General features: G+C 64.8%; 17 protein-coding genes. 6 read left to right on the top strand and 11 right to left on the bottom strand.

Going from position 1 to position 23,811, the window contains the following annotated elements:
• Positions 1-30 precede the first annotated feature (30 nt).
• From HF027_RS09285 to HF027_RS09265, 5 genes are read right to left on the bottom strand one after another with little or no spacing between them, the layout of a single operon-like run.
• Positions 31-273 (bottom strand): formate dehydrogenase subunit delta, encoded by a 243-nt coding sequence (locus tag HF027_RS09285; RefSeq protein WP_168015008.1) that lies wholly within the window; start codon positions 271-273, stop codon positions 31-33.
• Between the two features lie 10 nt (positions 274-283).
• Entirely contained in the window at positions 284-1,126 is an 843-nt protein-coding gene (gene fdhD, locus HF027_RS09280; protein ID WP_168015006.1) for a formate dehydrogenase accessory sulfurtransferase FdhD, read from the bottom strand.
• Positions 1,123-4,005 (bottom strand): formate dehydrogenase subunit alpha, encoded by a 2,883-nt coding sequence (fdhF, locus tag HF027_RS09275; RefSeq protein WP_168015004.1) that lies wholly within the window; start codon positions 4,003-4,005, stop codon positions 1,123-1,125. Before fdhF ends, fdhD begins: the two co-directional genes overlap by 4 nt.
• Positions 4,002-5,558: a formate dehydrogenase beta subunit gene (locus tag HF027_RS09270; RefSeq protein WP_168015002.1), complete on the bottom strand. Its 1,557-nt coding sequence runs from the start codon at positions 5,556-5,558 to the stop codon at positions 4,002-4,004. Before HF027_RS09270 ends, fdhF begins: the two co-directional genes overlap by 4 nt.
• On the bottom strand, positions 5,558-6,049 hold the full coding sequence (locus HF027_RS09265; protein ID WP_168015000.1) for a formate dehydrogenase subunit gamma: 492 nt from the start codon (positions 6,047-6,049) through the stop codon (positions 5,558-5,560). Before HF027_RS09265 ends, HF027_RS09270 begins: the two co-directional genes overlap by 1 nt.
• Before the next feature lie 130 nt (positions 6,050-6,179).
• Between HF027_RS09265 and HF027_RS09260 the strand changes: the two genes are divergently transcribed.
• The gene (locus HF027_RS09260) at positions 6,180-7,244 is read left to right on the top strand and encodes a substrate-binding domain-containing protein (RefSeq protein ID WP_168014998.1); all 1,065 of its coding nucleotides are present in this window, start codon (positions 6,180-6,182) and stop codon (positions 7,242-7,244) included.
• Between the two features lie 16 nt (positions 7,245-7,260).
• Here HF027_RS09260 and HF027_RS09255 read toward each other — a convergent pair whose 3' ends face one another.
• Genes HF027_RS09255 through prlC form a run of 3 tightly spaced genes read right to left on the bottom strand, consistent with a single transcriptional unit; the run spans position 7,261 to position 11,358 of the window.
• Positions 7,261-9,000 carry a Na/Pi cotransporter family protein gene (locus HF027_RS09255; RefSeq protein WP_168014996.1) on the bottom strand — a complete coding sequence of 580 codons (1,740 nt, stop codon included), beginning with the start codon at positions 8,998-9,000 and terminating at the stop codon, positions 7,261-7,263.
• A gap of 4 nt (positions 9,001-9,004) precedes the next feature.
• Positions 9,005-9,247 (bottom strand): YheV family putative zinc ribbon protein, encoded by a 243-nt coding sequence (locus HF027_RS09250; protein ID WP_168014994.1) that lies wholly within the window; start codon positions 9,245-9,247, stop codon positions 9,005-9,007.
• A 47-nt stretch (positions 9,248-9,294) separates the two neighbouring features.
• Entirely contained in the window at positions 9,295-11,358 is a 2,064-nt protein-coding gene (prlC, locus tag HF027_RS09245) for an oligopeptidase A (protein ID WP_168014992.1), read from the bottom strand.
• A 243-nt stretch (positions 11,359-11,601) separates the two neighbouring features.
• Between prlC and HF027_RS09240 the strand changes: the two genes are divergently transcribed.
• The 3 genes from HF027_RS09240 to HF027_RS09230 all read left to right on the top strand — a co-directional run bounded on the left by HF027_RS09240 (position 11,602) and on the right by HF027_RS09230 (position 14,436).
• Positions 11,602-12,942 (top strand): sodium-dependent transporter, encoded by a 1,341-nt coding sequence (locus tag HF027_RS09240; RefSeq protein ID WP_168014990.1) that lies wholly within the window; start codon positions 11,602-11,604, stop codon positions 12,940-12,942.
• Positions 12,943-13,122: 180 nt separating this feature from the next.
• On the top strand, positions 13,123-13,668 hold the full coding sequence (locus HF027_RS09235) for a gamma carbonic anhydrase family protein (protein WP_168014988.1): 546 nt from the start codon (positions 13,123-13,125) through the stop codon (positions 13,666-13,668).
• Between the two features lie 96 nt (positions 13,669-13,764).
• Entirely contained in the window at positions 13,765-14,436 is a 672-nt protein-coding gene (locus HF027_RS09230; protein WP_168014986.1) for a metal-dependent hydrolase, read from the top strand.
• An 85-nt stretch (positions 14,437-14,521) separates the two neighbouring features.
• Here the strand turns inward: HF027_RS09230 and HF027_RS09225 are convergent, their stop codons facing one another.
• The 3 genes from HF027_RS09225 to HF027_RS09215 are packed head-to-tail and all read right to left on the bottom strand — an operon-like array spanning position 14,522 to position 18,610.
• Positions 14,522-15,901, bottom strand: coding sequence for a sigma-54-dependent transcriptional regulator (locus HF027_RS09225; RefSeq protein ID WP_168014984.1), 1,380 nt, complete (start codon positions 15,899-15,901; stop codon positions 14,522-14,524).
• The gene (locus HF027_RS09220; RefSeq protein ID WP_168014982.1) at positions 15,894-17,840 is read right to left on the bottom strand and encodes a sensor histidine kinase; all 1,947 of its coding nucleotides are present in this window, start codon (positions 17,838-17,840) and stop codon (positions 15,894-15,896) included. The genes HF027_RS09225 and HF027_RS09220 overlap by 8 nt, the downstream gene beginning before the upstream one ends.
• A complete protein-coding gene (locus tag HF027_RS09215; RefSeq protein WP_168014980.1) occupies positions 17,837-18,610 on the bottom strand; it encodes a GntR family transcriptional regulator in 774 nt (257 codons plus the stop codon). Before HF027_RS09215 ends, HF027_RS09220 begins: the two co-directional genes overlap by 4 nt.
• A 457-nt stretch (positions 18,611-19,067) precedes the next feature.
• On the opposite strand from HF027_RS09215, the gene lldD reads away from it, so the two are divergent.
• Together lldD and HF027_RS09205 are read left to right on the top strand one after the other, a co-directional pair.
• Entirely contained in the window at positions 19,068-20,222 is a 1,155-nt protein-coding gene (lldD, locus tag HF027_RS09210) for an FMN-dependent L-lactate dehydrogenase LldD (RefSeq protein WP_168014978.1), read from the top strand.
• Complete coding sequence (locus HF027_RS09205; RefSeq protein ID WP_168014976.1) at positions 20,223-23,114, top strand: FAD-binding and (Fe-S)-binding domain-containing protein; 2,892 nt, start codon at positions 20,223-20,225, stop codon at positions 23,112-23,114.
• Positions 23,115-23,811: the final 697 nt, after the last annotated feature.

Raw genomic sequence — 23,811 nt, 5'->3', positions numbered from 1 at the left:
CGGGAGGCGGCCCTGCTGCATTCCTGCGGGTCAGGCAATCTGGTTGGCCCGACGTTCGGCCAAGCGCGTCACGGCCTGGCGGGCCAGGGGCCCCAGGCCGCAGTCCGGCTCGTCGAGGCAGGCGACGATGCGCTGTTTCATGGCCCTGGCCCAGAACTTCTCCAGGTGGGCGCAGATACCGTTCACGGCCTCGGCCGTTTCGCGCCCGCCGCTCAGGTTGGCGGCGATCTGGTTGACCATGTGAACCAGCGTCTGGCTTTGATCGTACGACATTCTCGACTCCTCAACCGTGGGCCCGCACCGGCGCCGTGCCGGTGGGGCGGTGATAGACCAGGTGGCGGCCGGGGCGGGCGAAGCCGACCAGCATCAGCCCGGCCTCGCGGGCCTGTTCCACCGCCAGTGCCGTGGCCGCCGAGACGGCCACCAGGGCACCAAAGCCGGCACTGGCACTCTTGTGCACCATTTCGTAACTGGCCCGGCTCGAGATCAGAGCAAAGCCGTTCTCGCCTGGTCCGCCCTCGCGGGCCAGGGCGCCGATCAGCTTGTCCAGGGCGTTGTGGCGGCCCACGTCCTCGCGTACCCGCTGGATGTGGCCGTCGGCGTCGCACCAGGCGGCGCCGTGGCTGGCCCCGGTGGCCGCCTGCAGCGCCTGGTGGTCGGCCAGCGCCCCGAGGGCTCGCTGGATGGCGGCGTCGCTCGGCAGCGAAGCGCGCACAGAGGGGATCGGGCGGATCGCCTGATCCAGCGCCTCGGTACCGCACAGGCCGCAGCCGGTGCGCCCGGCCAGGCTGCGGCGGCGCTCCTTGAGCTCCGCCAGCCGCCGGCTGGCGATCGTCAGGTGCACCGACATCCCCTGGGGTTCCTCCTGCACCACCAGGTCGTAGCACTCGTGGCGGTGGGCAAGGATGCCCTCGCTTAAGCTGAAGCCCAGCGCGAAGTCCTCGAGATCGGCGGGGCTTGCCATCATCACCGCGTGGGAGATGCCGTTGTAGGCAAGCGCCACCGGTACCTCGAGGGCCAGGGCGTCGTCGGCGTCGTCGCGATACCAGCCCGAGGCGCCACGATGCACCTCGACATGCTGGTAGCGCACAGGTAGGGCAGGCGCCGTGGCGCGCTCCCGCTTCATGACGTCGCCTCCCGGGCCGTGGCCAGGTACGCCTGCTGCGCCCGATCGACCTCGTTGAAGCGCCGCTGCCATGCGGAGGGGCGGCTGACTTTCTCCACCTGTACCGCGGTCACCTTGTATTCGGGGCAGTTGGTGGCCCAGTCGGAGCTGTCGGTGGTGATCACGTTGGCGCCGCTGCCCGGGTGGTGGAAGGTGGTGTAGACCACGCCGGGCTGCATGCGCTCGCTGAGCCTTGCGCGCAGTACCGTCTGGCCGGCACGGCTGGTGATGCCCAGCCAGTCGCCGTCCTTGATGCCGCGCACCTCGGCATCCGAGGGATGCAGCTCGAGCACGTCCTCGTCGTGCCACACCTGGTTGTCGGTGCGGCGGGTCTGGGCGCCGACATTGTACTGGGAGAGGATCCGCCCGGTGGTCAGCAGCAGCGGGAAGTGGCGGTTGGCGCGTTCCTCGCTGGCCATGTACTCGGTGATCGCGAAGCGGCCGCGGCCGAGCGGGAAGTCGACCTCGTGCAGGGTCGGGGTGCCGTCGGGATGCTCGGCGTTGCAGGGCCACTGCAGGCTGCCGCACTCATCGAGTTTTTCGTAGCTGACCCCGGCGAAGCTCGGCGTGAGCCGGGCGACTTCGTCCATGATCTCGGACGGATGCGTGTAGTCCATGGGGTAGCCGAGCGCCCGGGACAGCTCGACGGTGACCTCCCAGTCGGCCTTGCCGGCCTGCGGCGGCATCACCTTGCGCACGCGGTTGATGCGTCGCTCGGCGTTGGTGAAGGTGCCGTCCTTCTCCAGAAAGCTCGAACCCGGCAGCAGCACATGGGCGTACTTGGCGGTCTCATTGAGGAAGATATCCTGGACGATCAGGCACTGAAGCGAGGACAGCGCCGCCTCCACATGCTGGGTATTGGGATCGGACTGGGCGATGTCCTCGCCCTGCACATAGAGCGCCTTGAAGCTGCCCTCGATGGCGGCGTCGAACATGTTGGGAATGCGCAGCCCCGGCTCGTCGTCGAGCGCGACACCCCAGGCGGCCTCGAAGCGCCCGCGAGCCGCGACGTCGGCGACATGCTGGTAGCCCGGCAGTTCATGGGGGAAGGAGCCCATGTCGCAGGAGCCCTGGACGTTGTTCTGGCCGCGCAGCGGGTTCACGCCCACGCCTTCGCGGCCGATGTTACCGGTGGCCAGCGCCAGGTTGGCGATGCCCATCACCATGGTCGAGCCCTGACTGTGCTCGGTGACGCCGAGGCCATAGTAGATGGCGCCATTGCCGGCCGTGGCGTAGGTACGCGCGGCATGGCGCACGGCCTCGGCGGCCACGCCGGTGGTCGCCTCGCTGGCCTCGGGGGAGTGTCGCTCCTCACTGATGAAGTCGCGCCAGGCGCGATAGGCCTCGGTATCGCAGCGCGCGGCGATGAAGTCGTGATCCTCGAGCCCCTCGTTGACCACCACATGGGCCAGGGCGTTGACCAGCGCCACGTTGGTGCCCGGGCGCAGCGGCAGATGCTGGGCGTCCTCGAGGTGGGGCGTCTTGAGCAGGTCGATGCGCCGCGGGTCGGCGACGATCAGCGAGGCGCCCTGGCGCAGCCGCTTGCGCATCAGCGAGCCGAACACTGGGTGGGCGTCGGTGGGGTTGGCGCCGATCACGATGATGGCGTCGGCCTGCATCACCGAGTCGAAGGTCTGGGTGCCGGCGGACTCGCCGAGGGTGGTCTTGAGGCCGTAGCCGGTGGGTGAGTGGCAGACCCGCGCGCAGGTGTCGGTGTTGTTGTTGCCGAAGGCCGCGCGGATCAGCTTCTGCACCAGGTAGGTTTCCTCGTTGGTGCAGCGCGAGGAGGTGATGCCGCCGATGCTCTCGCGGCCGTGTTCGGCCTGGATCGCCTTCAGGCGCTCGGCGGCGAAGGCGATCGCCTCCTCCCAGCCGACCGGCCGCCAGGGCTCGTCGATGGTGTCGCGGATCATCGGTGTGGTGATGCGATCCGGGTGGGTCGCATAGCCGAAGGCGAAGCGGCCCTTGACGCAGGAGTGGCCGTGGTTGGCGTCGCCGCCCTTGTAGGGGACCATGCGCACCAGCTGATCGCCCTTCATCTGGGCCTCGAAGGAGCAGCCCACGCCGCAGTAGGCGCAGGTGGTGATCACGCTGTGCTCGGGCTGGCCTGAGTCGATGACGCTCTTCTCCATCAGCGTCGAGGTCGGGCAGGCCTGCACGCAGGCGCCGCAGGACACGCACTCGGAGTCCATGAAGGCCTCGTCCTGGCCGGCCGCCACCTTGGAGTCGAAGCCCCGGCCGTCGATGGTCAGCGCGAAGGTGCCCTGGACCTCCTCGCAGGCGCGCACGCAGCGCGAGCAGACGATGCACTTGCTGGGGTCGAAGCTGAAATAGGGGTTGGAGTGATCCTTTTCGGCGGCCAGATGGTTCTCGCCCGTAAAGCCGTAGCGTACCTCGCGCAGGCCCACCGCGCCGGCCATGTCCTGCAGTTCGCAGTCGCCGTTGGCCGGACAGGTCAGGCAGTCCAGCGGGTGGTCGGAGATGTAGAGCTCCATGACGTTGCGGCGCAGCCGGGCCAGGCGCTCGTTCTGGGTGGTGACCTTCATGCCCTCGGCGACCGGGGTGGTGCAGGCCGCCGGCGTGCCGCGCTTGCCCTCGACCTGGACGGCGCACAGCCGGCAGGAGCCGAAGGCCTCGAGGCTGTCGGTAGCGCACAGCTTGGGGATGTTGATGTCGGCCAGGGCCGCGGCGCGCAGCACCGAGGTGCCCTCGGGCACACTGATCGCTACGCCATCGATCTCGAGGCGGACGGGGGCCGCGTCGGCGGCGGGAGCCGGGGTGCCCAGGTCCTTGGAAAGTGCCTTTTCGTGCTGCTGGCGGGGGTCGAAGTGCTGAATCATGAGCGGTCTCCTTCCGGCGCACGCTGGAAGTCGTCGGGGAAGTGTTTCAGGGCGCTCTGCACCGGGAAGGGGGTCATGCCGCCCATGGCGCACAGCGAACCGTCCTCCATGGTTTCGCAGAGCTCGCCGAGCAGTTCGAGGTTGGCGTCGCGGTTGTCGCCGGCGCGAATGCGCTCGATGGCCTCGACGCCGCGGGTCGAGCCGATGCGGCAGGGGGTGCACTTGCCGCAGGATTCCACCTTGCAGAATTCCATGGTGAAGCGGGCCTGCTCGGCCATGTCGACGCTGTCATCGAACATCACCACGCCACCGTGGCCGACGCCGGCGCCGACCTCGCTGAAGGTCTCGTAGTCCAGCGGCATGTCCCACTGGCTTTCGGGCAGGTAGGCACACAGCGGGCCGCCGACCTGCACGGCGCGCAGCGGGCGGCCGCTGGCGGTGCCGCCGCCGAAATCTTCCATCAGGGTGCGCAGGGTGGTGCCGAAGGCCAGCTCCACCAGGCCGCCGCGCCTGACGTTGCCGGCCAGCTGCAGTGCCAGGGTGCCGCGGGAGCGACCCATGCCGTGATCGGCATAGGCCTGGGCGCCCTCGGCGAGAATGTAGGGAACGGCGGCCAGCGACAGCACGTTGTTGACCACGGTGGGGCGGCCGAACAGCCCCTCGATGGCCGGCAGCGGCGGCTTGAAGCGCACCAGGCCGCGTTTGCCCTCGAGACTCTCCAGCAGCGAGGTCTCTTCGCCACAGATATAGGCACCGGCGCCCAGGCGCACCTCCAGATGGAAGGCGCGGCCGCTGCCGCGAAGATCATCGCCGAGATACCCGGCGGCCTCGGCGCGGGCGATGGCGGCATCGAGGACCTCCCTGGCCAGCGGGTACTCGGAGCGCAGGTAGATGTAGCCCTGGGTGGCTCCCACGGCGAGCCCGGCGATGGCCATGCCCTCGATCAGCACATAGGGGTCGCACTCCATGATCAGGCGGTCGGCGAAGGTACCGGAGTCGCCCTCGTCGGCATTGCAGACGATGTACTTCTGGTCCGCCGGGGTGTCGAGCACCGTCTGCCACTTGATGCCGGTGGGGAAGGCGGCACCGCCACGCCCGCGCAGCCCTGAGGTCTTGACCTCCTCGACCAGGTCCTGGGGCGCGCGGGCCAGCGCCGCCTCGAGGCCACGAAAGCCGTCAAGGGCCAGGTAGTCGGCGATCGATAACGGGTCGGTGATGCCGATGCGGGCGAAGGTCAGGCGCTGCTGGCGCTCCAGGTAGGGAATCGCCTCGGTCGGCCCCTGGGCCAGCGGATGATCCTCGCGGCCCTCGAGCAGGCCGGCCTCGAGCAGCGCGGGCACGTCGGTGGGCGCCACGGGGCCATAGGCGACCCGGCCGGTGGGTGTGTCGACCTCGACCAGCGGCTCGAGCCAGGCCAGGCCGCGGGAGCCGTTGCGCACGACCGTCAGCTCGAGGCCGCGGCTGTCGGCCTCGCGGCGCAGCCGATCGGCCACGGCGTCGGCGCCCAGGGAGAGGGCGGTGGTGTCGCGGGGGACGTAGACGCGAATGGACATCAGCTTACCTCCAGCACTTGGGTGCGCAGTTCGTCGACCAGGGCGTCGAACGCCTCGGGCGTGATTCGGCCAAGGATCTGGTCGTCGACGCGGACCGAGGGGCCACAGGCGCAGTTGCCCAGGCAGTACACCGCCTCCAGGGTGATCTCGCGGTCGGCCGAGGTCTGGTGGTAGTCGATGCCGAGACGTTCCTTGGCGTGGGCTTCCAGGGTGCGTGCGCCTACCGCCTGACAGGCCTCGGCGCGGCAGACCTGGACCACGTGCCGGCCCGGTGGCGAGGCCCGGAAGTGGTGGTAGAAGCTGATCACCCCGTGCACCTCGGCACGGGTCTGGCCCAGGGACTCGGCGATGATCGGCACCGCTCCCTCGGGCACGCAGCCGACGCGGTCCTGGATGGCATGGAGAATCGGCAGCAGTGCGCCGGGCTTGTGCTTCAGGGCGTCGATCTCGGCCTGAATCGACTGCGGTGTCCACTCACGGGAATCGCTCATCGAGTCCCCCTTATTTGTTGTGCTTCTGGCTAGTTATGCACGCCTATTCATATATAGAAAATGGCGTGCGTCACGGTGCATTTAAAGCTAGCATCGGCGTCTTTATGGCAAAATATGAAACTTACTTCACATGAAGCATATTCAGATTACCCCCGCCTGGTACTTCAGCGACGAAGCCGGGAACCAGCTCGATTCCAAACTCTTCACGCTGCTCGAGGCGGTGCATCGGCACGGCAAGCTGACCCGGGCCGCGGAGACGGTGGGTATCTCCTATCGCCACGCCTGGAATCTGCTCAACAAGTGGGAGGATTTCTTCGGTATCGCCCTGGTCGATCTCGAGCGGGGGCGGGGAGCCCGGCTGTCGGCGCTGGGCGAGAAGCTGTTGTGGGCCGAGCAGCGGGTGATTGCGAGGCTGGGGCCGCAGCTGGAGAGTCTTGGCTCGGAACTCAACCTGGCCATCCAGCAGACCCTGGAGGGGGTGAAGCCGGTGTTGCGCCTTTATGCCAGCCATGGCTATGCCATCGAGCTGCTGCCCAAGCATCTCCATGAGCTGCGCCTCGACCTGCAATACTGCAGCCCTCGTGAGGCCCTGGCCGCGCTGCATCGCGGTGCCTGCGACCTGGCCGGCTTTCACCTGCCGCACGGCGAGGTCGGCCAGCGGGTTAGCCGGGCGTACCGGAACCTGCTGAAACCCAGGAGCTATCGCGCCTTGCGCTTCAGCACCCGTCGCCAGGGGTTGATGGTCGCGTCGGGTAATCCGCTGGGCATCGGCGGGCTGCAGGATCTGGCATGCGGGGAGGCGCGCTTCATCAACCGCCAGGCGACCTCGGGGACGCGGGTTCTGCTGGATGGGCTGCTTGCGGAGGCGGGCCTGTCGCCCGCGGGCATCCGCGGCTATGAGCTCGAGGAATATACCCATTCGGCGGTGGCGGCCTATGTCGCCGCCAACATGGCGGACGTGGGCTTCGGGGTCGAGGCGGCGGCACAGCGCTTCGGCCTGGGTTTCGTGCCACTGGCCCTGGAGGATTATCTGCTGATCTGTCATCGGCGCAGCCTGGCCGAACCCAAGCTTCAGGCGCTGTGTCGGGTGCTCGAGGGTGAGGCATTTCAGGCGGCGGTGGCCGAACTGCCTGGCTATACGCCGGATCGGTGCGGTCAGGTGGAAGGCATCGAGGCGCTGTTGCCTGACTTATAGTGGGGCCGTCCTCTCCCTAGGTGGCTGACCTTTCAGGCGGATGTGTCTCTTCGGGTGACGGCACCAGGGCCGCCAGCAGCCGACTGGCCTGGTGCAGGTCGTTGAGCAGCGAGGTGGCGAGCCAGGCGTCCAGCTGATGCCGGCGCAGGCGTTCGGCGAGTTCGTGTTGCCAGTGCTGGCGCACCGTCTCCAGGGGCGCCTCGATGTCCCGGGCCTCGGGGTCGTTGGCCAGGCGGTTGAGCCCCTCGGCCACCGCCAGGCGCAGGGCGTCGTGTGCCTCGCGCAGCGGGCTGGTAGCGGCAGCGTGGCGTAGCAGGCTGCGCTGCAGCACCTCACCGAAGCGCACCGCCTCGACCATCCGCACGCTGTGCCCGTAGAGGGCCTCGAGCCGAGCCTGCTGATCCTCGGTGAGAGGGACGTCGATGCGTGCATCGAAGTCGATCAGCTCCGCTAGCAGCGGCTTGAGGCGCTCGTGATAGCGGGCATTGACCGCCGGCCAGTCGTCGGGGGCGATGGGCGCGCGCACCACCTCGGTGGTCGGCGGGTGGCCGAGGGCCTCGGCGCTGGGCACCAGGATGGCCTCGCACAGCACATGGTAGGCGCGGCGCTCGAGGCGCCGGCTCTCCCGCTCCAGCGCGGCCAGGGCGGTGTCGGCATGAGCCAGGGCGGTGTCATCCAGGTAGCGGGCCTCGGCCGATGGCAGGCGGCGCTTGGGCTCGGGAATGAGCCGTTCCAGCAGGCGCGCCAGGCGCGGGATGACCGGCAGCATAAGCAGGATGCCCAGGCCGTTGAACAGGGTATGAAAGAGCGCCAGCTTGAGTGGCCAGGCGGTCGCCGCCAGGCCGATCAGCAGGGCCAGCTGATCGACCAGCCAGGCCAGTGGCATCAGAAGCGCCAGGGCCACGCAGGCGGTGATCAGATTGAAGATCAGGTGGGCCCCCGCCAGCCGTCGGCCGGCGGTGCCTGCCCCGAGGGCACCGATCAGCGCCGTCACCGTGGTGCCTATATTGGCACCGATGGCGATGGCCAGCGCCGGCAGGTAAGGCAGTTGGCCGGAGGCCAGGGCGGCGAGGATGATCAGCAGGGTCGCGTGGCTCGACTGCATCACCACCGTGGCTGCCACCCCGAACAGCACGAACAGCGGCCAGTGCCAGAAGCGCTCGCCGGATAGGCTGTCCAGCGACAGGCCGCTCTGCATATCCTCGAAACCGAGCTTCATGAAGTCGATACCAAGGAACAAGAGGCCGATGCCGAGAGATAGCCCCGCCAGCCCGGCAAGGCTGCCTTTTATAAGCCGGCTACCCAGCAGCCCCAGGGCCAGCAGCGGCATGGCGTAGTGGGACAGGCTTATCTTGAGGCCGAAGGCGGCAATCAGCCAGGCACCGGTGGTGGTGCCGAGGTTGGCACCGAACAGCAGGGCGATGGCGCCGGGCAGGGCGATCAGGCCGGCGCCGACGAAGGACATCGCCAGCAGGGTGATCAGCGAACTCGACTGCACCAGGGCGGTGGACAGGGTGCCCATCGCAATGGCCCGAGGCGTGCTGGCGGTGGCGGCGGCCAGCCAGCGATCCAGGGTGCCGCCGGAGAGCCGCTTGGTGGCCTCTTCCAGATAGCTCATGCCCCACAGGAAGAATCCCAGGCCGGCCGCCAGGGTCGCCAGATCGAGGCGCGCCACCAGCAGTGCGGCGGCGGCCGCGAGGCCTAGCAGTTCCAGCACCCGCCGTGGTGGGTGTCTGAGAGAGAGCAGGCCAGTCATGGGGTTAGCTCTTGGGGTCGAGGATCTTGACCGTCTGCACGTCCTGTTGCTTCTGTTCCTCGCGGACCTGATTGACCCGCGTCTCCATCTCGGGGATCGCGTCGTCGTCGATGGGCAGCTGTTCGAAGAAGTCGCAGCTCACGCAGTCACGGTAACGGATGCCGTTCTGCTCCCAGCTGCGCACCCGGTCCATGGCCGCGCAGCGGGGGCAAACGACGCCGGCGATGAAGCGTTTGGTGGCGGACATGAAATCTCCTGGTCGGTCGTTGATTCAGGCGCTTGTCGTTCGACGCCTCAGGCGGCGCGAATGCCGCAATGGCGAAGCAGCGGTTCGATGCTGGGTTCGCGACCACGAAAGGCCTCGAACAGCACGGCGGCATCCTTGGAGCCACCTTGCTCGAGGATCTCGGTGCGAAAGCGCCGCCCGGTGTCTGGATCGAAGATACCGGCTTCCTCGAAGGCACTCCAGGCATCGGCGGACAATACCTCGGCCCACTTGTAACTGTAGTAGCCCGCGGCGTAGCCACCGGCGAAGATGTGGCCGAAGCTATTCTGGAAGCGATTGAAGGAGGCCCTTGGTACCACCGCGACCTGGTCGCGCACATCGTCGAGCAGCGCCTGAATGTCGGCGGCGCTGGGCGCCTTGAGCTCATGATGCAGGCGGAAGTCGAACAGCGAGAATTCGATCTGGCGTACCATGCCCATCGCCGACTGAAAGTTCTTGGCGGCGATGAGCTTGTCGAACAGTTCTTCGGGCAGCGGCTCGCCCGTGTCGACGTGGCCGGCGATCAGGTCGAGTCCCTCACGCTCCCAGCAGAAGTTTTCCATGAACTGGCTGGGCAGCTCTACCGCATCCCAGGCCACGCCGTTGATGCCGGAGATGTCGGCGACGACCTGGCGGGTCAGCATGTGGTGCAGGCCGTGGCCGAACTCGTGGAAGAGGGTGGTGACCTCGTCATGGGTCAAGAGCGCGGGCTTGTCGCCGACCGGGCGCGTGAAGTTGCAGGTCAGGTAGGCCACTGGTAGCTGCACGCCTTGGTCGGTCTGGCGCCGTACCCGGCATTCATCCATCCAGGCGCCGCCGCGCTTGCCTTCACGGGCGTAAAGGTCCAGATAGAAGCCGGCGATCGGTTCGTCGTTCTCGAGGATATTGAAGTAGCGCACGTCCTGATGGTAGCGCGGGGCTTGCTCGTCTTCCTCGAAGCGCACGTTGTAGAGCCGCTCGACCACCTTGAACAGGCCATCCACCACCTGGGAAGCCGGGAAGTAGGGGCGTAGCTGCTCATCGGAGATGGCGTAACGGGTCTCGCGCAGCTTCTCGCTGACATAGCCCACGTCCCAGGGCGCCAGCTCGTTCATGGCAAGCGACTCGCTGGCGAAGGCCTCGAGCTCTTCATATTCTTCGCGGGCCTGGGGTACGGCGCGCTCGGCCAGATCCTCGAGGAAGCCGATCACCTGAGTCGGGCCATTGGCCATCTTGGTGGCCAGCGAATAGTCGGCATAGGTGGCGAAACCCAGCAGCTCGGCAAGCTCATGGCGCAGCGCCAGGGTCTCCTCCATCACCGGGGCGTTGTCGAACTCGGAGGCATTGGGGCCCACATCGGAGGCGCGGGTGACAAAGGCGGTGTAGACCTCTTCGCGCAGGCTACGATCTTGGGCATGGGTCATCACCGGGAAGAAGCTCGGAAAGTCCAGGGTGATGCGATAGCCCTCGATACCCTTGGCCTCGGCGTTGGCCTTGAGCGTGTCCAGCGCGCTTTGCGGCAGACCGGCCAGGACGTCTTCGTCGACAACGTCCTTGTGCCAGGCCTGGGTGGCGTCCAGTAGCTGGTTGGAATAGGTGTTGGCAAGCTCGGAGAGTCGCGCCTGGATCTCGCCATAGCGGCGCTTCTGGGCCTCGGGCAGGTCGACCCCGGCCAGGCGGAAGTCGCGCAGGGTGTTGTCGATGCTGCGCTGCTGGGCCTCGCTGAGATCACCGAAGGCCGGTGACTGGCGGAGTGCCTGAAAGGCGCGGAACAGGCCTGCATGCTGGCCAAGCCAGGTGCTGTACTCGGACAACTTGCCAATACAGGCCTGATAGGCCTCGCGCAGGGCCTGAGAATTCATGGTGCCGTTGAGGTGCGAGACCGGCGACCAGGCCTGCGAAAGGCGGTCATTGAGGGCCTCCAGCGGTGCGGCGAGGCTCTCCCAGGTCGGCGTCTCGTGCTCGGTGTGAGCGACTAGCTCCTCGATGGCGGCACGGTTTTCGGCGAGCAAGGTCTCGATGGCCGGCACCACGTGTTCGGGCTCGATCTCGTCGAAGGGCGGCAGGGAGTGTGTCTCGAGCAGCGGGTTGTGGGTCTGCGAGTGGCGGGTCATGGGCAGCCTCGTGGGAAGGGGCGTCGCGGTCGCAGACGCCCGGGTGAAGTCCGGGTGACGCCTGAGCGTCAATTTGACGTGATTGTTGCCTTAGATGGAGGCGACCGCCAGAGGTTTCAATGCGACGGCAAGGCGTCATGGCGGCCGCGGCTTTGGCAGGCTCGATTGGCCCACCGTGGCGGGCCTGCTAGGCTTGCGGCTTCTTGGTCCCTTGCGATGCGCGCAGCTTAAGGAATTGATTCGATGAACGAGACACTGGAACGCTGGACGACTCGGCGTGCCTTCATCCTCGCGGTGACAGGTGCGGCGGTGGGCCTGGGTAATATCTGGCGCTTCCCTTATATGACCGGCGAGAACGGCGGCTCCGCCTTCCTGTTGCTCTACGTGGCCTTCGTGCTGCTGTTGGGGTTGCCGGTGATGATGGCCGAGATCCTGGTCGGTCGTGCCGGACGGCGTAGTCCTTCTCAGTCGCTGGCGCATCTGGCGATGTCTGCCGGCCGCTCGCCGCATTGGCGTTGGCTTGGGCTGTTCGGCGCACTGACGGTGTTCTTGATTCTGTCTTTCTACTCGGTGGTGTCAGGGTGGTCGATCGAGTACCTGGTCGAATCGCTCAGCGGTGAGTTTGTCGGCATGACACCCCCCGAGGTCGGCGGTATGTTCGATGCCTTTCTCGCCGACCCATTGCGCATGACCTTCAACCACACGCTGTTCATGCTGCTGACCATGACAGTGGTGGCAGGTGGCGTCTCCGATGGCCTGGAGAAGCTCAATAACCTGCTGATGCCGATGCTTTATCTGCTGTTGATCGTGCTGGCGGGCTATGCGGCTACCACCGATGGTTTCGTCCCGGCACTTGCCTGGCTGTTCACGCCCAACCCCGCCGCCATCACCGTCGAAGTGGTGCTCAATGCCATGGGCCACGCCTTCTTTACCCTGGCGGTGGGTGCCTGTGCGTTGATGGCCTATGGCGCCTACATGCCCGATCACCAGAGCCTGCCGAGGGCCGCCGCCGCGGTGGCGGTGCTCGATGTGCTGGTGGCATTGCTTGCCGGCATCGCCATCTTCTCGGTGGTGTTTTCTCAGGGCATGGACCCGGGGGAGGGCCCAGGGCTTATGTTCGTGACGCTGCCGATCGCCTTCGCCGAGCTGCCTGGTGGCTCGATCTGGCTCTCGATCTTCTTCCTGTTGTTGTTGCTGGCCACCTGGACGTCCTCGATCAACCTCGCCGAGCCGATGGTGGCTGGCCTGCAGGGGTTGGGGCTGAAGCGCGGCCAGGCCGCGGCGATCATTGGCGTGGCGGTATGGGTCGTGGGTCTGCTGTCGGTGCTGTCCTTCTCGACCATGAAGGATGTCGACTGGATCGGTGACATGAACTTCTTCGATCTGGTCACCACCGTGCCCACCGACCTCTTCCTGCCGGTGGGCGGACTCTTGATCGCCATCTTCGCCGCCTGGGTGATGCCCCGCGACACCGCCCTGCGAGCGCTGGATGCCGGGCCCAATGGCTTTCGTCTGTGGCAGGCGCTGGTGCGTTATGTGTCGATCCCGCTGGTGGTGGTAGTGCTGGCGTCAGGGTTGATCTAGGCCATCTAGCCCGTTGCCCGCCTCGTGTATCAGCCTTGGGCGCGCCTCCTTCAGCGTGTCAGGGGCGCTGATAGCGACGAGGCGGCAAGTCCCGCTAGGATGGGAGCATCGAGTGGTTCAGGTGACGTCAGTGGCGGGTGTGGCCCGCCGCTCGAGCCAGAGACAAAGGAGGAAAGGCACATGCAAGACGGTCTGAGAACGCATAAGGGCCATACCCCGCAGCTTGGCGAGCGGGTGTATATCGACCCGGCCTGTGTGGTGCTGGGTGACGTGGAGTTGGGGGATGATTGCTCGGTCTGGCCGATGGCGGTGGTACGTGGCGACATGCATCGCATCCGTATCGGCGCGCGCACCAGCGTTCAGGATGGCAGCGTGCTGCACATCACCCATGCCAGCGACTTCAATCCTGGTGGTCATCCGCTGACCATCGGCGAGGACGTGACCATCGGCCACAAGGCGATCCTGCATGGTTGCACGCTCGGCAACCGGATTCTGGTGGGCATGGGCGCGACCGTCATGGACGGCACCGTGGTCGAGGATGAAGTGATCATCGCCGCCGGTGCCTTGGTCACGCCGGGCAAGCGCCTGGAGAGCGGCCACGTCTATGGCGGCAGCCCGGCCAAGGCGCTGCGCCCGCTCAAGGATAGCGAGCGTGCCTTCTTTCGCTATACCGCGGGCAATTACGTCAAGCTGAAGGACGACTATTTGAGTGAAGCGCTGGGCTAGGCCCGGTTTCTGGGCATCGGGTAAAGCCAAGTCGTTGTTTTTTCATGCCAAGGCGGGCGATAATCTGGTTTTCTATCCAGTGGTTGAGTCCCGGGCATGGCCAATTTTTCAACTCACATCAGCGTGGCCGCCGCCGGTGGCGCTCTGGCGGCCATCAGTGGCTGGCAGGCCGGCTGGTGGAGCATGACCGAGGCCGCACCGCTGGCTGCCCTGGTGACCTTTGGCGGCATCCTGCCGGATATCGACTCCGATCATTCCAAGGCGATCCGCCTGATCTTCAATCTCTTCGCTGTATTTGCGGTGATCGTCGGTGTCCTGATGTTGCAGGCTCGCCTTTCCCCGGGACAGCTGGTGGTGGCGTGTGGTGGCCTCTATCTGGGCGTGCGCTACCTGGCGGGGGCGGTCTTCAAACGCTTCACCGTGCACCGGGGGATCTGGCACTCGCTACTGGCCAGTGGCCTATGCGCGCTGATCACCACGGCGCTGAGCTACCGGCTGTTCGGACAGGATGCCGAGATCGCCTGGTTACAGGGGCTGGCGCTGTGGCTGGGCAGCGTGATCCACCTGCTGCTCGACGAGTTGTACAGCGTCGACCTGATGGGCGGACGGCTCAAGCGCTCCTTTGGCACGGCGCTCAAGCTCTGCGACCTGCGCGAGCCCGGCAACTCGGTGATGATGCTGCTGTTGGCCGCCGGGCTATCGCCCTGGCTGCCTCCCTGGCCGGTGCTGATGGGCATCCTTCATCATGGCACCTGGTTTTTACGCTGATAGCAGCAAGCCAAGCTGGCGATACGCACTGCGCCGTGCTCTGCGTCGCCACACTCCGGCGCGACCAGCCCGAGCGGGCGTTGGGCTAATCGTGGGCGGCCTGGCGATAGTCCTCGGGTTTCAGGGCGTATTTCTTGAGCTTGTCGTATAGGGTCTTGCGGGGCAGGCCCAAGTGCACGCAGATATCATGAATGCGTCCGCGGTGGCTCGCCAGCGACTGGCTGATCAGGCTCTTCTCGAATAACTCCACCTGTTGGGGCAGGGCCAGTTCGCTGGCGCCTACCTCGGCGCCTTCGAGTAGCGCATCCAGCCGGTAGTCGTAGGCAGCACCAAGCAGCACGAAGCGCTCGGCCAGGTTTCTGAGTTCCCGCACGTTGCCCGGCCAGTCGTGAGCCAGCAGCACCGAGGTATCGGTAGCAGCGAGCGGTGGGGCCTCGAGGCCGCTGCGGTTGGCGGCGACCACCGCAAAGTGCTGGAACAACAGCGGAATGTCCTCGCGGCGCTCGCGCAATGACGGTATGGGCAGAGTGACCACGTTGAGCCGGTAGTAGAGGTCCTCGCGGAAGCGGCCAGCCTCTGCGGCGGCTTTAAGGTCGGCCTTGGTGGCGGCGATCACGCGGATGTTGAGCGGTACCGGTTCGTTGGCCCCCAGGCGCTCGACGAACCGCTCCTGCAGCACTCTCAGCAGCTTGACCTGCAGCGCCAGTGGCATCGATTCGATCTCGTCGAGGAATACCGTGCCGTCGTTGGCGTGCTCGAACTTGCCGATACGGCGCTCCATGGCGCCGGTGAAGGCGCCCTTCTCGTGGCCGAACAGCTCGGATTCGATGATGCTCTCGGGAATCGCGCCGCAGTTGATGGCGACGAAGGGCTGACCGCCGCGGCTGCTGCGCTCGTGCAGCGAGCGAGCCACCAGGTCCTTGCCGACGCCGGTCTCGCCGTAAAGCAGCACGTCTGTCTCGACCTGGCTGATGCGCTGGATCATCGAGGCCAGGTGCTGCATGGCCTGGGTGCGCCCCACCAGGCGCGGGCCAGGGGCCGATTGCTGAGCATCCAGCTCGGCCTTGAGGCGTCGGTTCTCGAGGCTCAGCCGGCGCTTTTCTATTCCGCGCCGTACCATTTCCACCAGCCGGTCGCCGGCGAAGGGTTTCTCGAGGAAATCCCAGGCACCTTCGCGCATGGCTTCCACGGCGGTTGAGATATCGCCGTGACCGGTGACCAGGATCACCGGCAGGTCAGGGTCACGGCTTCGCACCTCGCGCAGCAGTGTCATGCCATCCATGCCGGGCATGCGGATATCGCTGACGATGACGCCGGGGAAGTCTGGCGCCAGGGCGGCGAGGGCCGCCTCTGCGCTGTCGAAGGCTTCTGGCGTATAGCCGGCGAGCTCGAGGGTCTGGCCGGCGGTGATGCGCAGGTGCGCTTCGTCGTCGATGATCAGCACCGGGGTCGCCGTATCAGGCATGAGATGAAGGCTCCTGAAGGGGGGAAGTATCACGTCGTGGTGTGGTATCGGCGGGCAGGGTGACGGTGAAGATGGCACCGCCCTGAGGCTGATTGCCGGCCGTCAGATGTCCACCCAGATCATCAATGATACGCGAGGAAATCGATAGGCCCAGGCCCAGGCCGCTGCCCGGTGACTTGGTGGTAAAGAAGGGCTCGAAGACCCGGCTAAGAAGCGCTTCCTTGATGCCCGGGCCGTTGTCGGCGACGCTCAGGCGCACCGTACTATCGAGCGGCTCGATAATAAGCCTCAGTTGCTGCGACGGGGTCTCGCTCATGGCCTGCAGGGCATTGCCGATCAGGTTGACCAGCACCTGCTCGAGACGCACCAGGTCGGCGCGCACCCAGGTCTCTGTCTCGGGCCAGTCGTAGATCACCTCGACGCCGGCCTCTTTGAGGCGGGCCTGATAGAGACGCAGCGCATAGCCGAAGCAGGCCGGTACCGAGACGGCGGTCAGGGTGTCGCCGCTGGGGCGCGAGAATTCCTTGAGCTGAGCGCTGATCTCGGCCATTCGCTCGGTCAGCTCGACGATCTGCGCCAGGTTGGCGTCGGTCGTCTCGGTGCGTCCCTGCTCGAGAAAGCGACGGGCGTTTTCGGCGTAGGCCCGCACGGCTGCCAGAGGCTGATTGAGTTCGTGATTGATGCCGGCGGCCAGCTGACCAAGGACCGCAAGCTTGGCGGCCTGTATCAGCTCATCGCGGGTCTGGCGCAGGCTCTGCTCGGCGCGGCGGCGCTCCTCTATCTCATCGGAAAGCCGACGGTTGGTGTCGACTAGGTCGCGGGTACGATGTTCGACGTTGCGCTCCAGCTCGTCACGGGCTCTGGCAAGCGTGCGTCGCTCGCGGTCGGCGAACTGCTCCCGCTCACGACGCAGCCGACGGCGCTGCCAGCCGTAACCACCGGCCATGGCCACCATGCCGTAGAGCCCGCCGGCCAGCAGGGCGGCTTGCCATTGGGCTGTCAGTACCGGTGTCAGCGGTTTCAGGATGTGCATCTGCCAGTCGAATTCGGGCATCTCGCGGCGCAGCCGCAGGTAGGGCGTGCCGGCAAGCGTTCCTTCCTTGAAGCTCACGACCTGACCGCCTTGTGGCCGACGCTCGAGAATATCGAGGCCAGCCGGGGGGAGCGGCGCCTCGGCGTAGCGCCTCGAATCACGCAGTGCCTGGCGTTTCTCCTGGGAGAGGGGTTGCAGGGCATGCAGACGCAGCTCGTCCCGGCTGGCCATGAAGATGATGCCGTCCCTGTCGGTGACCATCAGCTCGGCGCTTTGCGATGCCCAGGCGGCTTCCACTTCATCGAGCAGGAGTTTGACGACGATCACGCCATCCGCTGTCTGTGCCTCGTGATTGGCAAGCCAGATCGGCGCCGAGAAGTAATAGCCGCGAGCTCGCGAACTGGTGCCAAGACCATGGAAGCGCCCTAGGCGCCCGTCGACGGCATCCTTGTAGTAGTCACGAAAGGCGTAGTTCTGGCCGATGAAGGTATCGTCTCGCCGCCAGTTGCTGGCGGCCAGCGTGTTGCCCTGTCGGTCGAGCAGGTAAATGTCCGAGACATCGGCGGTCTCACGCATCTTGTCCAGAAGGCGATTAACCGGCATCGCCTCCTGTTGGTCGGGGGTGGCCAGGAAGCGCTGCACCACTTCTCGAGAGGCCAGCATTTCGGCCAGGTAGTCGTGGCGGGACAGATGACCGTTCAGACCTGCTGCCGAGAGGCGCAGCTCGTTATGTGCCTCGTCGGTGAGATTGGAAAGTGCCTGTTCCCGGGCCAGGCTCGCCGCCTGCCAGGTGACAAGCACCAGGCCAGCGGTAATCAGCAATAGCAGCGTCAGACGCCAGGGTCGCGATAGGCGTGTCGAGTGGGCGACGCTCGAGGTGGCGCAGGCGGCTGGCCGCTGGCTCATGGGGCTCGCTCGGGAATGGCCTGGGCCCGGCGCAGGGCGCGCTGAGCCCGTGTTTCGGCACGCTCGACCTCGAGCAGCCCCTCCTCGACGAACACCAGGTGTTCATGAGCCCTGAGCCTTGCGTCTTCGGCACGACCCTCGAGGATGGCATCAAGCAGAGCACGGTGCTGCTCCATCAACAGCGGACGCGAGTCCGGCTTCTCGAACAGGTGGGCGAGATTTTTGACGATGCTCTTCTCCAGCATGTCGAAGACGCCACGGATGGTGTGCAGGATCAGGACATTATGGGCTGATTCGGCAATCGCCAGATGGAAGGCAGCATCGGCCTTGGCCTCAAGCTCCGGGTCTCGGCCCTCGAAGCTTGTCTTGAGCTCCTCGAAGCGGCGCAACAGTAGTTCCTTGTCGGCCGGAGTCGAGCGTAGCGCGGCATAATAGGCCGAGAGGCCTTCCATGGCATCGCGGAACTCCAGCAAATCGAGGTGGAACTCGTCGTGGCGCGACAGCATCTCAAGGAGTGGATCCTTGTAGCGGTTGTTGAGCTCTTCGGTAACGAAGGTGCCGCCCCCTTGGCGACTATTCAGCAGGCCGCGGGCGGCGAGCTTCTGAATCGCCTCGCGCAGCGAGGGGCGCGAGACGCCGAAACGCTCGGCGAGTTCGCGTTCGGGTGGCAGCCGCTGGCCGGGATTGAGGCTGCCTTCTATGATCATGGCCTCGAGGCGCTCGGTGATCACATCGGCGATGCGCGGTTGGCGGACGGTCTGATAGGCCATGGGCACACCATCTTTAAAGTTAAGTTAAATTGGTAAGACCAATAATAGGCCAAGAGGCCCTTTCCTGACAAGTTGGGTCTTTGCCCGGGAGTCGTGGGTTTTCAATAAGTTATGATCCGCTTTTGACGGTCGATACCAAAGTATAAGCGGTAGGGCGAGGCTAGGGTTTGACACCGCTAGCTAGGCGCTTCTAGAGTTCGCTCCACGCTATCTGTAAATTGGTTTTACCAATTACCCATGTGATCAATGCTAGTGATAAATCGGCAGGGTCGGGGCTTGCCAATAGAGAGGCCGTGATATTGCGCTAGTGCTGTCTGGTCACGCCAGCCTTGGTCGGCGGCTAGCATAACCGGGTACGGATGGCGTGCTCCGCCAGGCAGGCATCCTTACGCCTGACGTCTCCAGGCCAAATGTTATCCATTCCGATAGATAGTGCCTCCATTGTACAGGGCTCGCCATGATCATTTCCGCTTCCACGGACTATCGCCAAGCTGCCAAGCGCCGCCTTCCGCCTTTTTTGTTCCACTACGCGGACGGTGGCTCCTATACCGAGCACACGCTGCGACATAACGTCGAAGACCTTGCTGAAATCGGGCTGCGTCAGCGTGTGCTCAAGGATATGTCCAGCCTGTCGCTGGAAACCGAGCTCTTTGGCGAACCCATGTCCATGCCGATCGCTCTGGCTCCCGTGGGATTGACCGGCATGTATGCGCGGCGTGGCGAGGTCCAGGCGGCGCGGGCTGCTGCCAGCAAGGGCATTCCCTTCACGCTGTCGACGGTATCGGTATGCCCCATCGGCGAGGTGGCCTCGGCCATCGATCGGCCTATCTGGTTCCAGCTCTATGTGTTGAAGGACCGGGGCTTCATGAAGCATGTCCTGGAGCGTGCCAAGGCGGCCGGCGTCAAGACACTGGTCTTTACGGTTGATATGCCGGTGCCGGGCGCGCGCTATCGTGATGCTCACTCCGGCATGAGTGGCAAGCATGGCGCGATCCGGCGAATGGCACAGGCCGTGACACATCCACGCTGGGCATGGGATGTAGGCCTGCATGGCCGTCCTCATGACTTGGGTAACGTATCGGATTATCGAGGGCATCCAACGGAGCTTGAGGACTACATCGCCTGGCTTGGCGATAATTTCGATCCCTCTATCTCCTGGAAGGATCTGGAGTGGATTCGCGAGTTCTGGGATGGCCCGATGATCATCAAGGGGATTCTCGACGCCGAGGATGCCCGTGAAGCGGTGCGCTTCGGTGCCGACGGTATTGTGGTATCCAACCATGGCGGGCGTCAGCTCGATGGGGTTCCCTCGACCGCGCGTGCCTTGCCGGCCATTGCCGATGCGGTGAAAGGCGATATTGCCATTTTGGCTGATTCAGGAGTGCGTAATGGTCTCGATGTCGTGCGCATGATCGCTTCGGGTGCCGATACCGTCCTGCTGGGACGTGCTTTCATCTATGCTCTGGCCACGGCCGGTGAGGCGGGCGTGACCCATCTGCTTGAGTTGTTCGACAAGGAGATGCGAGTTGCGATGACACTTACCGGTGCACATAGCATTGCCGATCTTGGCGCGGATTCGCTGGCGTCGGGTCTTGGCTACGGAGCTAAGTAAATGAAAGCACCCTATCGAGAGCTGCGTGAGGCGCTGCGCGATGTACTGCCTGCCGAACGCTTGATCCACGACCCCTTGCGCCTTCTCGCCTATGGCAGCGATGCCAGCTTCTATCGGCTGATACCGCAAATAGTGGTGCGCCCACTTGATGAGCGGGAGCTGGTCGAGGTGTTGCGTGAATGTCATGCGCGGCGGCTGCCGGTGACCTTTCGGGCGGCGGGTACCTCGCTTTCCGGCCAGGCATTGACCGATTCGGTGCTGATTCAGCTCAATCAGGGCTGGCGTGACTACCAGGTCCTCGACGAGGGGCGGGCGATTCGTCTTCAACCTGGGGTCATCGGCGCCCGGGCCAATCAGTTGCTGGCACCTTACGGGCGCAAGATCGGTCCTGATCCGGCCTCCATCAATAGCTGCATGATCGGCGGCATCGCGGCCAATAACGCCTCGGGAATGTGTTGCGGTACTGCCCAGAACAGCTACCGCACCCTGCGCGACATACGCCTGGTGCTGGCTGACGGCGCGGTACTCGATACCGCCGACCCCGATAGCGTGGCGGCGTTTCGCCGGAGCCATGCGTCGCTGATCGACGGCTTGGAGCGGCTTTCCGTCAATACCCGCACCGATGTGGAATTGGCCAAACGCATTCGCCACAAATATCGGCTCAAGAACACCACCGGCTACGCCCTTAACAGTCTGGTGGACTTCCGCGATGGCCTCGACATCCTCACCCATCTGATGATCGGTTCGGAGGGCACGCTCGGGTTCATCAGCAGTATCACCTACGAGACTGTGCCCGATGAGCCGATCAAGGCCGCGGCGTTGGCCTTCTTTCCCGACATGGCAACGACCTGCCGGGCGACTATCGCCCTCAAGCAGACGCCGGTCTCGGCCGTGGAGCTGATGGACCGGGCCGCGCTGCGTTCGGTGCAGGATCAGCCGGGTATGCCCGAGGTGCTGAGAACCTTGCCCGAAGGCGCGGCGGCGCTTTTGATCGACGTGCGCGGCGACGATGCGGCCATGATCGAGGCTCGGGAGGTCCGTGTGCACGAGGCCCTGGAGGGCATTCGCTGCCTGGAGCCGCTGTCTTTTACGCGTGATGCCAATCAGTACGCCCTCTACTGGAAGATTCGCAAGGGGCTTTTCCCGGCGGTGGGTGCCGTGCGCGAAACCGGCACGACCGTGGTCATCGAGGACGTGGCCTTCCCCATCGAGCGACTCGACGAGGGGGTGCTGGCGCTCACCGAGACCTTTCATCGCCATGGTTATCAGGACGTTATCCTCTTCGGGCATGCGCTGGAGGGTAATCTGCACTTCGTCTTCCCGCAGGGCTTCGAGCGCGACGGCGAGGTCGAGCGCTATCAGGCGCTCATGGACGAGGTGGCGCAGCTGGTCGGCGTCGAGTACGGCGGGTCGTTGAAGGCCGAGCACGGTACCGGGCGTAACATGGCGCCTTATGTCGAGCTTGAGTGGGGCGCCGACGCCTATGCGCTGATGTGGCAAATCAAGGCGCTTTTTGATCCCGATAACCTGCTCAATCCTGAGGTAATCCTCAGTCGTAACAAGACGCTGCACCTCGAGAATTTGAAGCCGCTGCCCGCCGCCGCTCCGGTGATCGACAAGTGCATCGAGTGCGGCTTCTGTGAATCGGTCTGTCCGTCGAAGAACCTGACCCTGACGCCTCGTCAGCGCATCGTGGTGCGTCGCGAGATCGCGCGCCTCGAGGCTCTGGGTGATAGTCAGTCCGAGGGAGCAAGTGCGGAAGAGAGTGAGCGGCTCAAGCGGCTCTGCCAGGACTATGCCTATCAGGGTATCGAGACCTGTGCCGCAGACGGTCTCTGTGCAACTCAGTGCCCGGTGGGGATCAATACCGGTGACCTGGTGCGCGATCTGCGCCATGAGCGCAACACCGGGCAGGCGGCCATGGCGCATCGGCTAGGGCGGCATTTTTCAGGCACCACTCGGCTGGCCCGTGGTGCCCTCAATGTGGCAAGCCTTGGTCATGCGGTACTCGGTGATCGCGGTACCGAAAAGGTCGGGCGTGCACTCCATCAGGGAAGCGGCGGCAGGCTTCCGCAGTGGTCGCCGACCACGCCCAAGGCGGCGCCGGTGAAAGTGCTGAAGGCGTTTTCATCGGCTGGCAATAGTAGGGGGAGCGGCAAGGATGACGGCCACCGTAAGGGTGCGCGCGACAAGGTGGTCTACCTGCCTTCTTGTGCAACCCGAGTGTTTGGCGCCGGTCATCATGATCCCGAGTCGCGATCGGATATGGAGTTGACCCTGGCGCTGTTGGAAAAGGCCGGCTTCGAGGTGGTCATTCCGGCGATTTCCGGCCATCTGTGCTGTGGGATGGCCTTCCAGTCCAAGGGGCAGTACGCCGAGGCCGACCACAAGGCGCGGGAGCTTAATCGTGAACTGCTGGCGGCGAGTCAGAACGGGCGCTATCCGGTGCTCTCTGATACTAGTCCCTGTACCTTGCGCATGCAGGAGACGCTGGATGAGCGCCTTATGCTTCAGGAGCCGGTGGCCTTTGCCCATGATCACCTGCTGCCTCGTCTTGCGCTGACGCCGGTCGACGAATCTGTGGCGCTTCACGTGACCTGCTCAAGCACTCGCATGGGGCTCGCCGACAAATTCGTGGCGCTGGCCAGGGCCTGTGCCCGTGAAGTGGTGGTGCCCGCCGAGATCACCTGTTGCGGCTTTGCTGGCGATAAAGGCTTCACCACGCCTGAGCTCAACGCCTCGGCCCTCGATGGTCTGGCCGAGCAGGTCGCCGGCTGCCGGGTTGGTTACTCCAACTCACGGACCTGCGAGATCGGGCTGAGTCAGCATGGCGGCATTCCCTACCGGTCGATTCTGTCGTTGCTCGATCGAGCCAGCAGCGCGGTGCCATAAGATGGGCTGTCTTGTTTAACCACACGTCGAGCTGGTCTTTCTCTCTTGCTCGTCCTGGTCTTCAGGTCGGTCATGAGGGGTAGTCCCGAAGGTGTTCATCGCTACCCGAAGGGCAGCATGTTAGGCGCTAGTTTTTTTATATGAGTGGGTGAAGTGAAAGTCCTTGCGTAGCTCCGCGATAGTCCGTAGAGTACGCATCCGCTGCCGCCGACGAGCAAACGTCGGAAGCGGTGTAGGGTGTTGGAAGCACTTGTTTTCGTTAAGGTTTTTCGGTTCGCTTGAATCGATCAGCATTGACAAAGCAGCCGGAAACGGTAAAATGCTCCTCCACTCGATCGGCGTCCAACTCGCCGCTGGCTTGCCCGGTCATCAACGGCAAGCGCTAACAGCAAGGGTTGACATTTACTGTCGATTCAGTAGAATACGCCTTCCTCGCAGGGCGCCGGCCGAACGGCCAGGCAGATGCGGGATGCTCCACTCTTTATAGAGCCCGGAGCTGCTCTTTAACAATCGATCAGATAATTCATGTGGGCGCTTGTCGATGAAGGGGTGATCAGTCACCGATACTTCAAGGCAAGCGACTCGTCAAAAGAAGCCATATCGGCTGATTTTTTGAGACGTTTGAACCTTGAGCCAAGTTTGGTCTACTTCTTCCTTCGGGAAGGCAAGACCGTATGATTTTAAACTGAAGAGTTTG

Origin of the sequence: Halomonas salinarum (genome assembly GCF_012062845.1) — a bacterium.
In the GTDB taxonomy this organism is placed as follows: Bacteria; Pseudomonadota; Gammaproteobacteria; order Pseudomonadales; family Halomonadaceae; genus Onishia; species Onishia salinarum.
The sequence above is the reverse complement of the archived record's forward strand: the minus strand, read 5'-3'. Positions and strand labels throughout refer to the sequence as shown.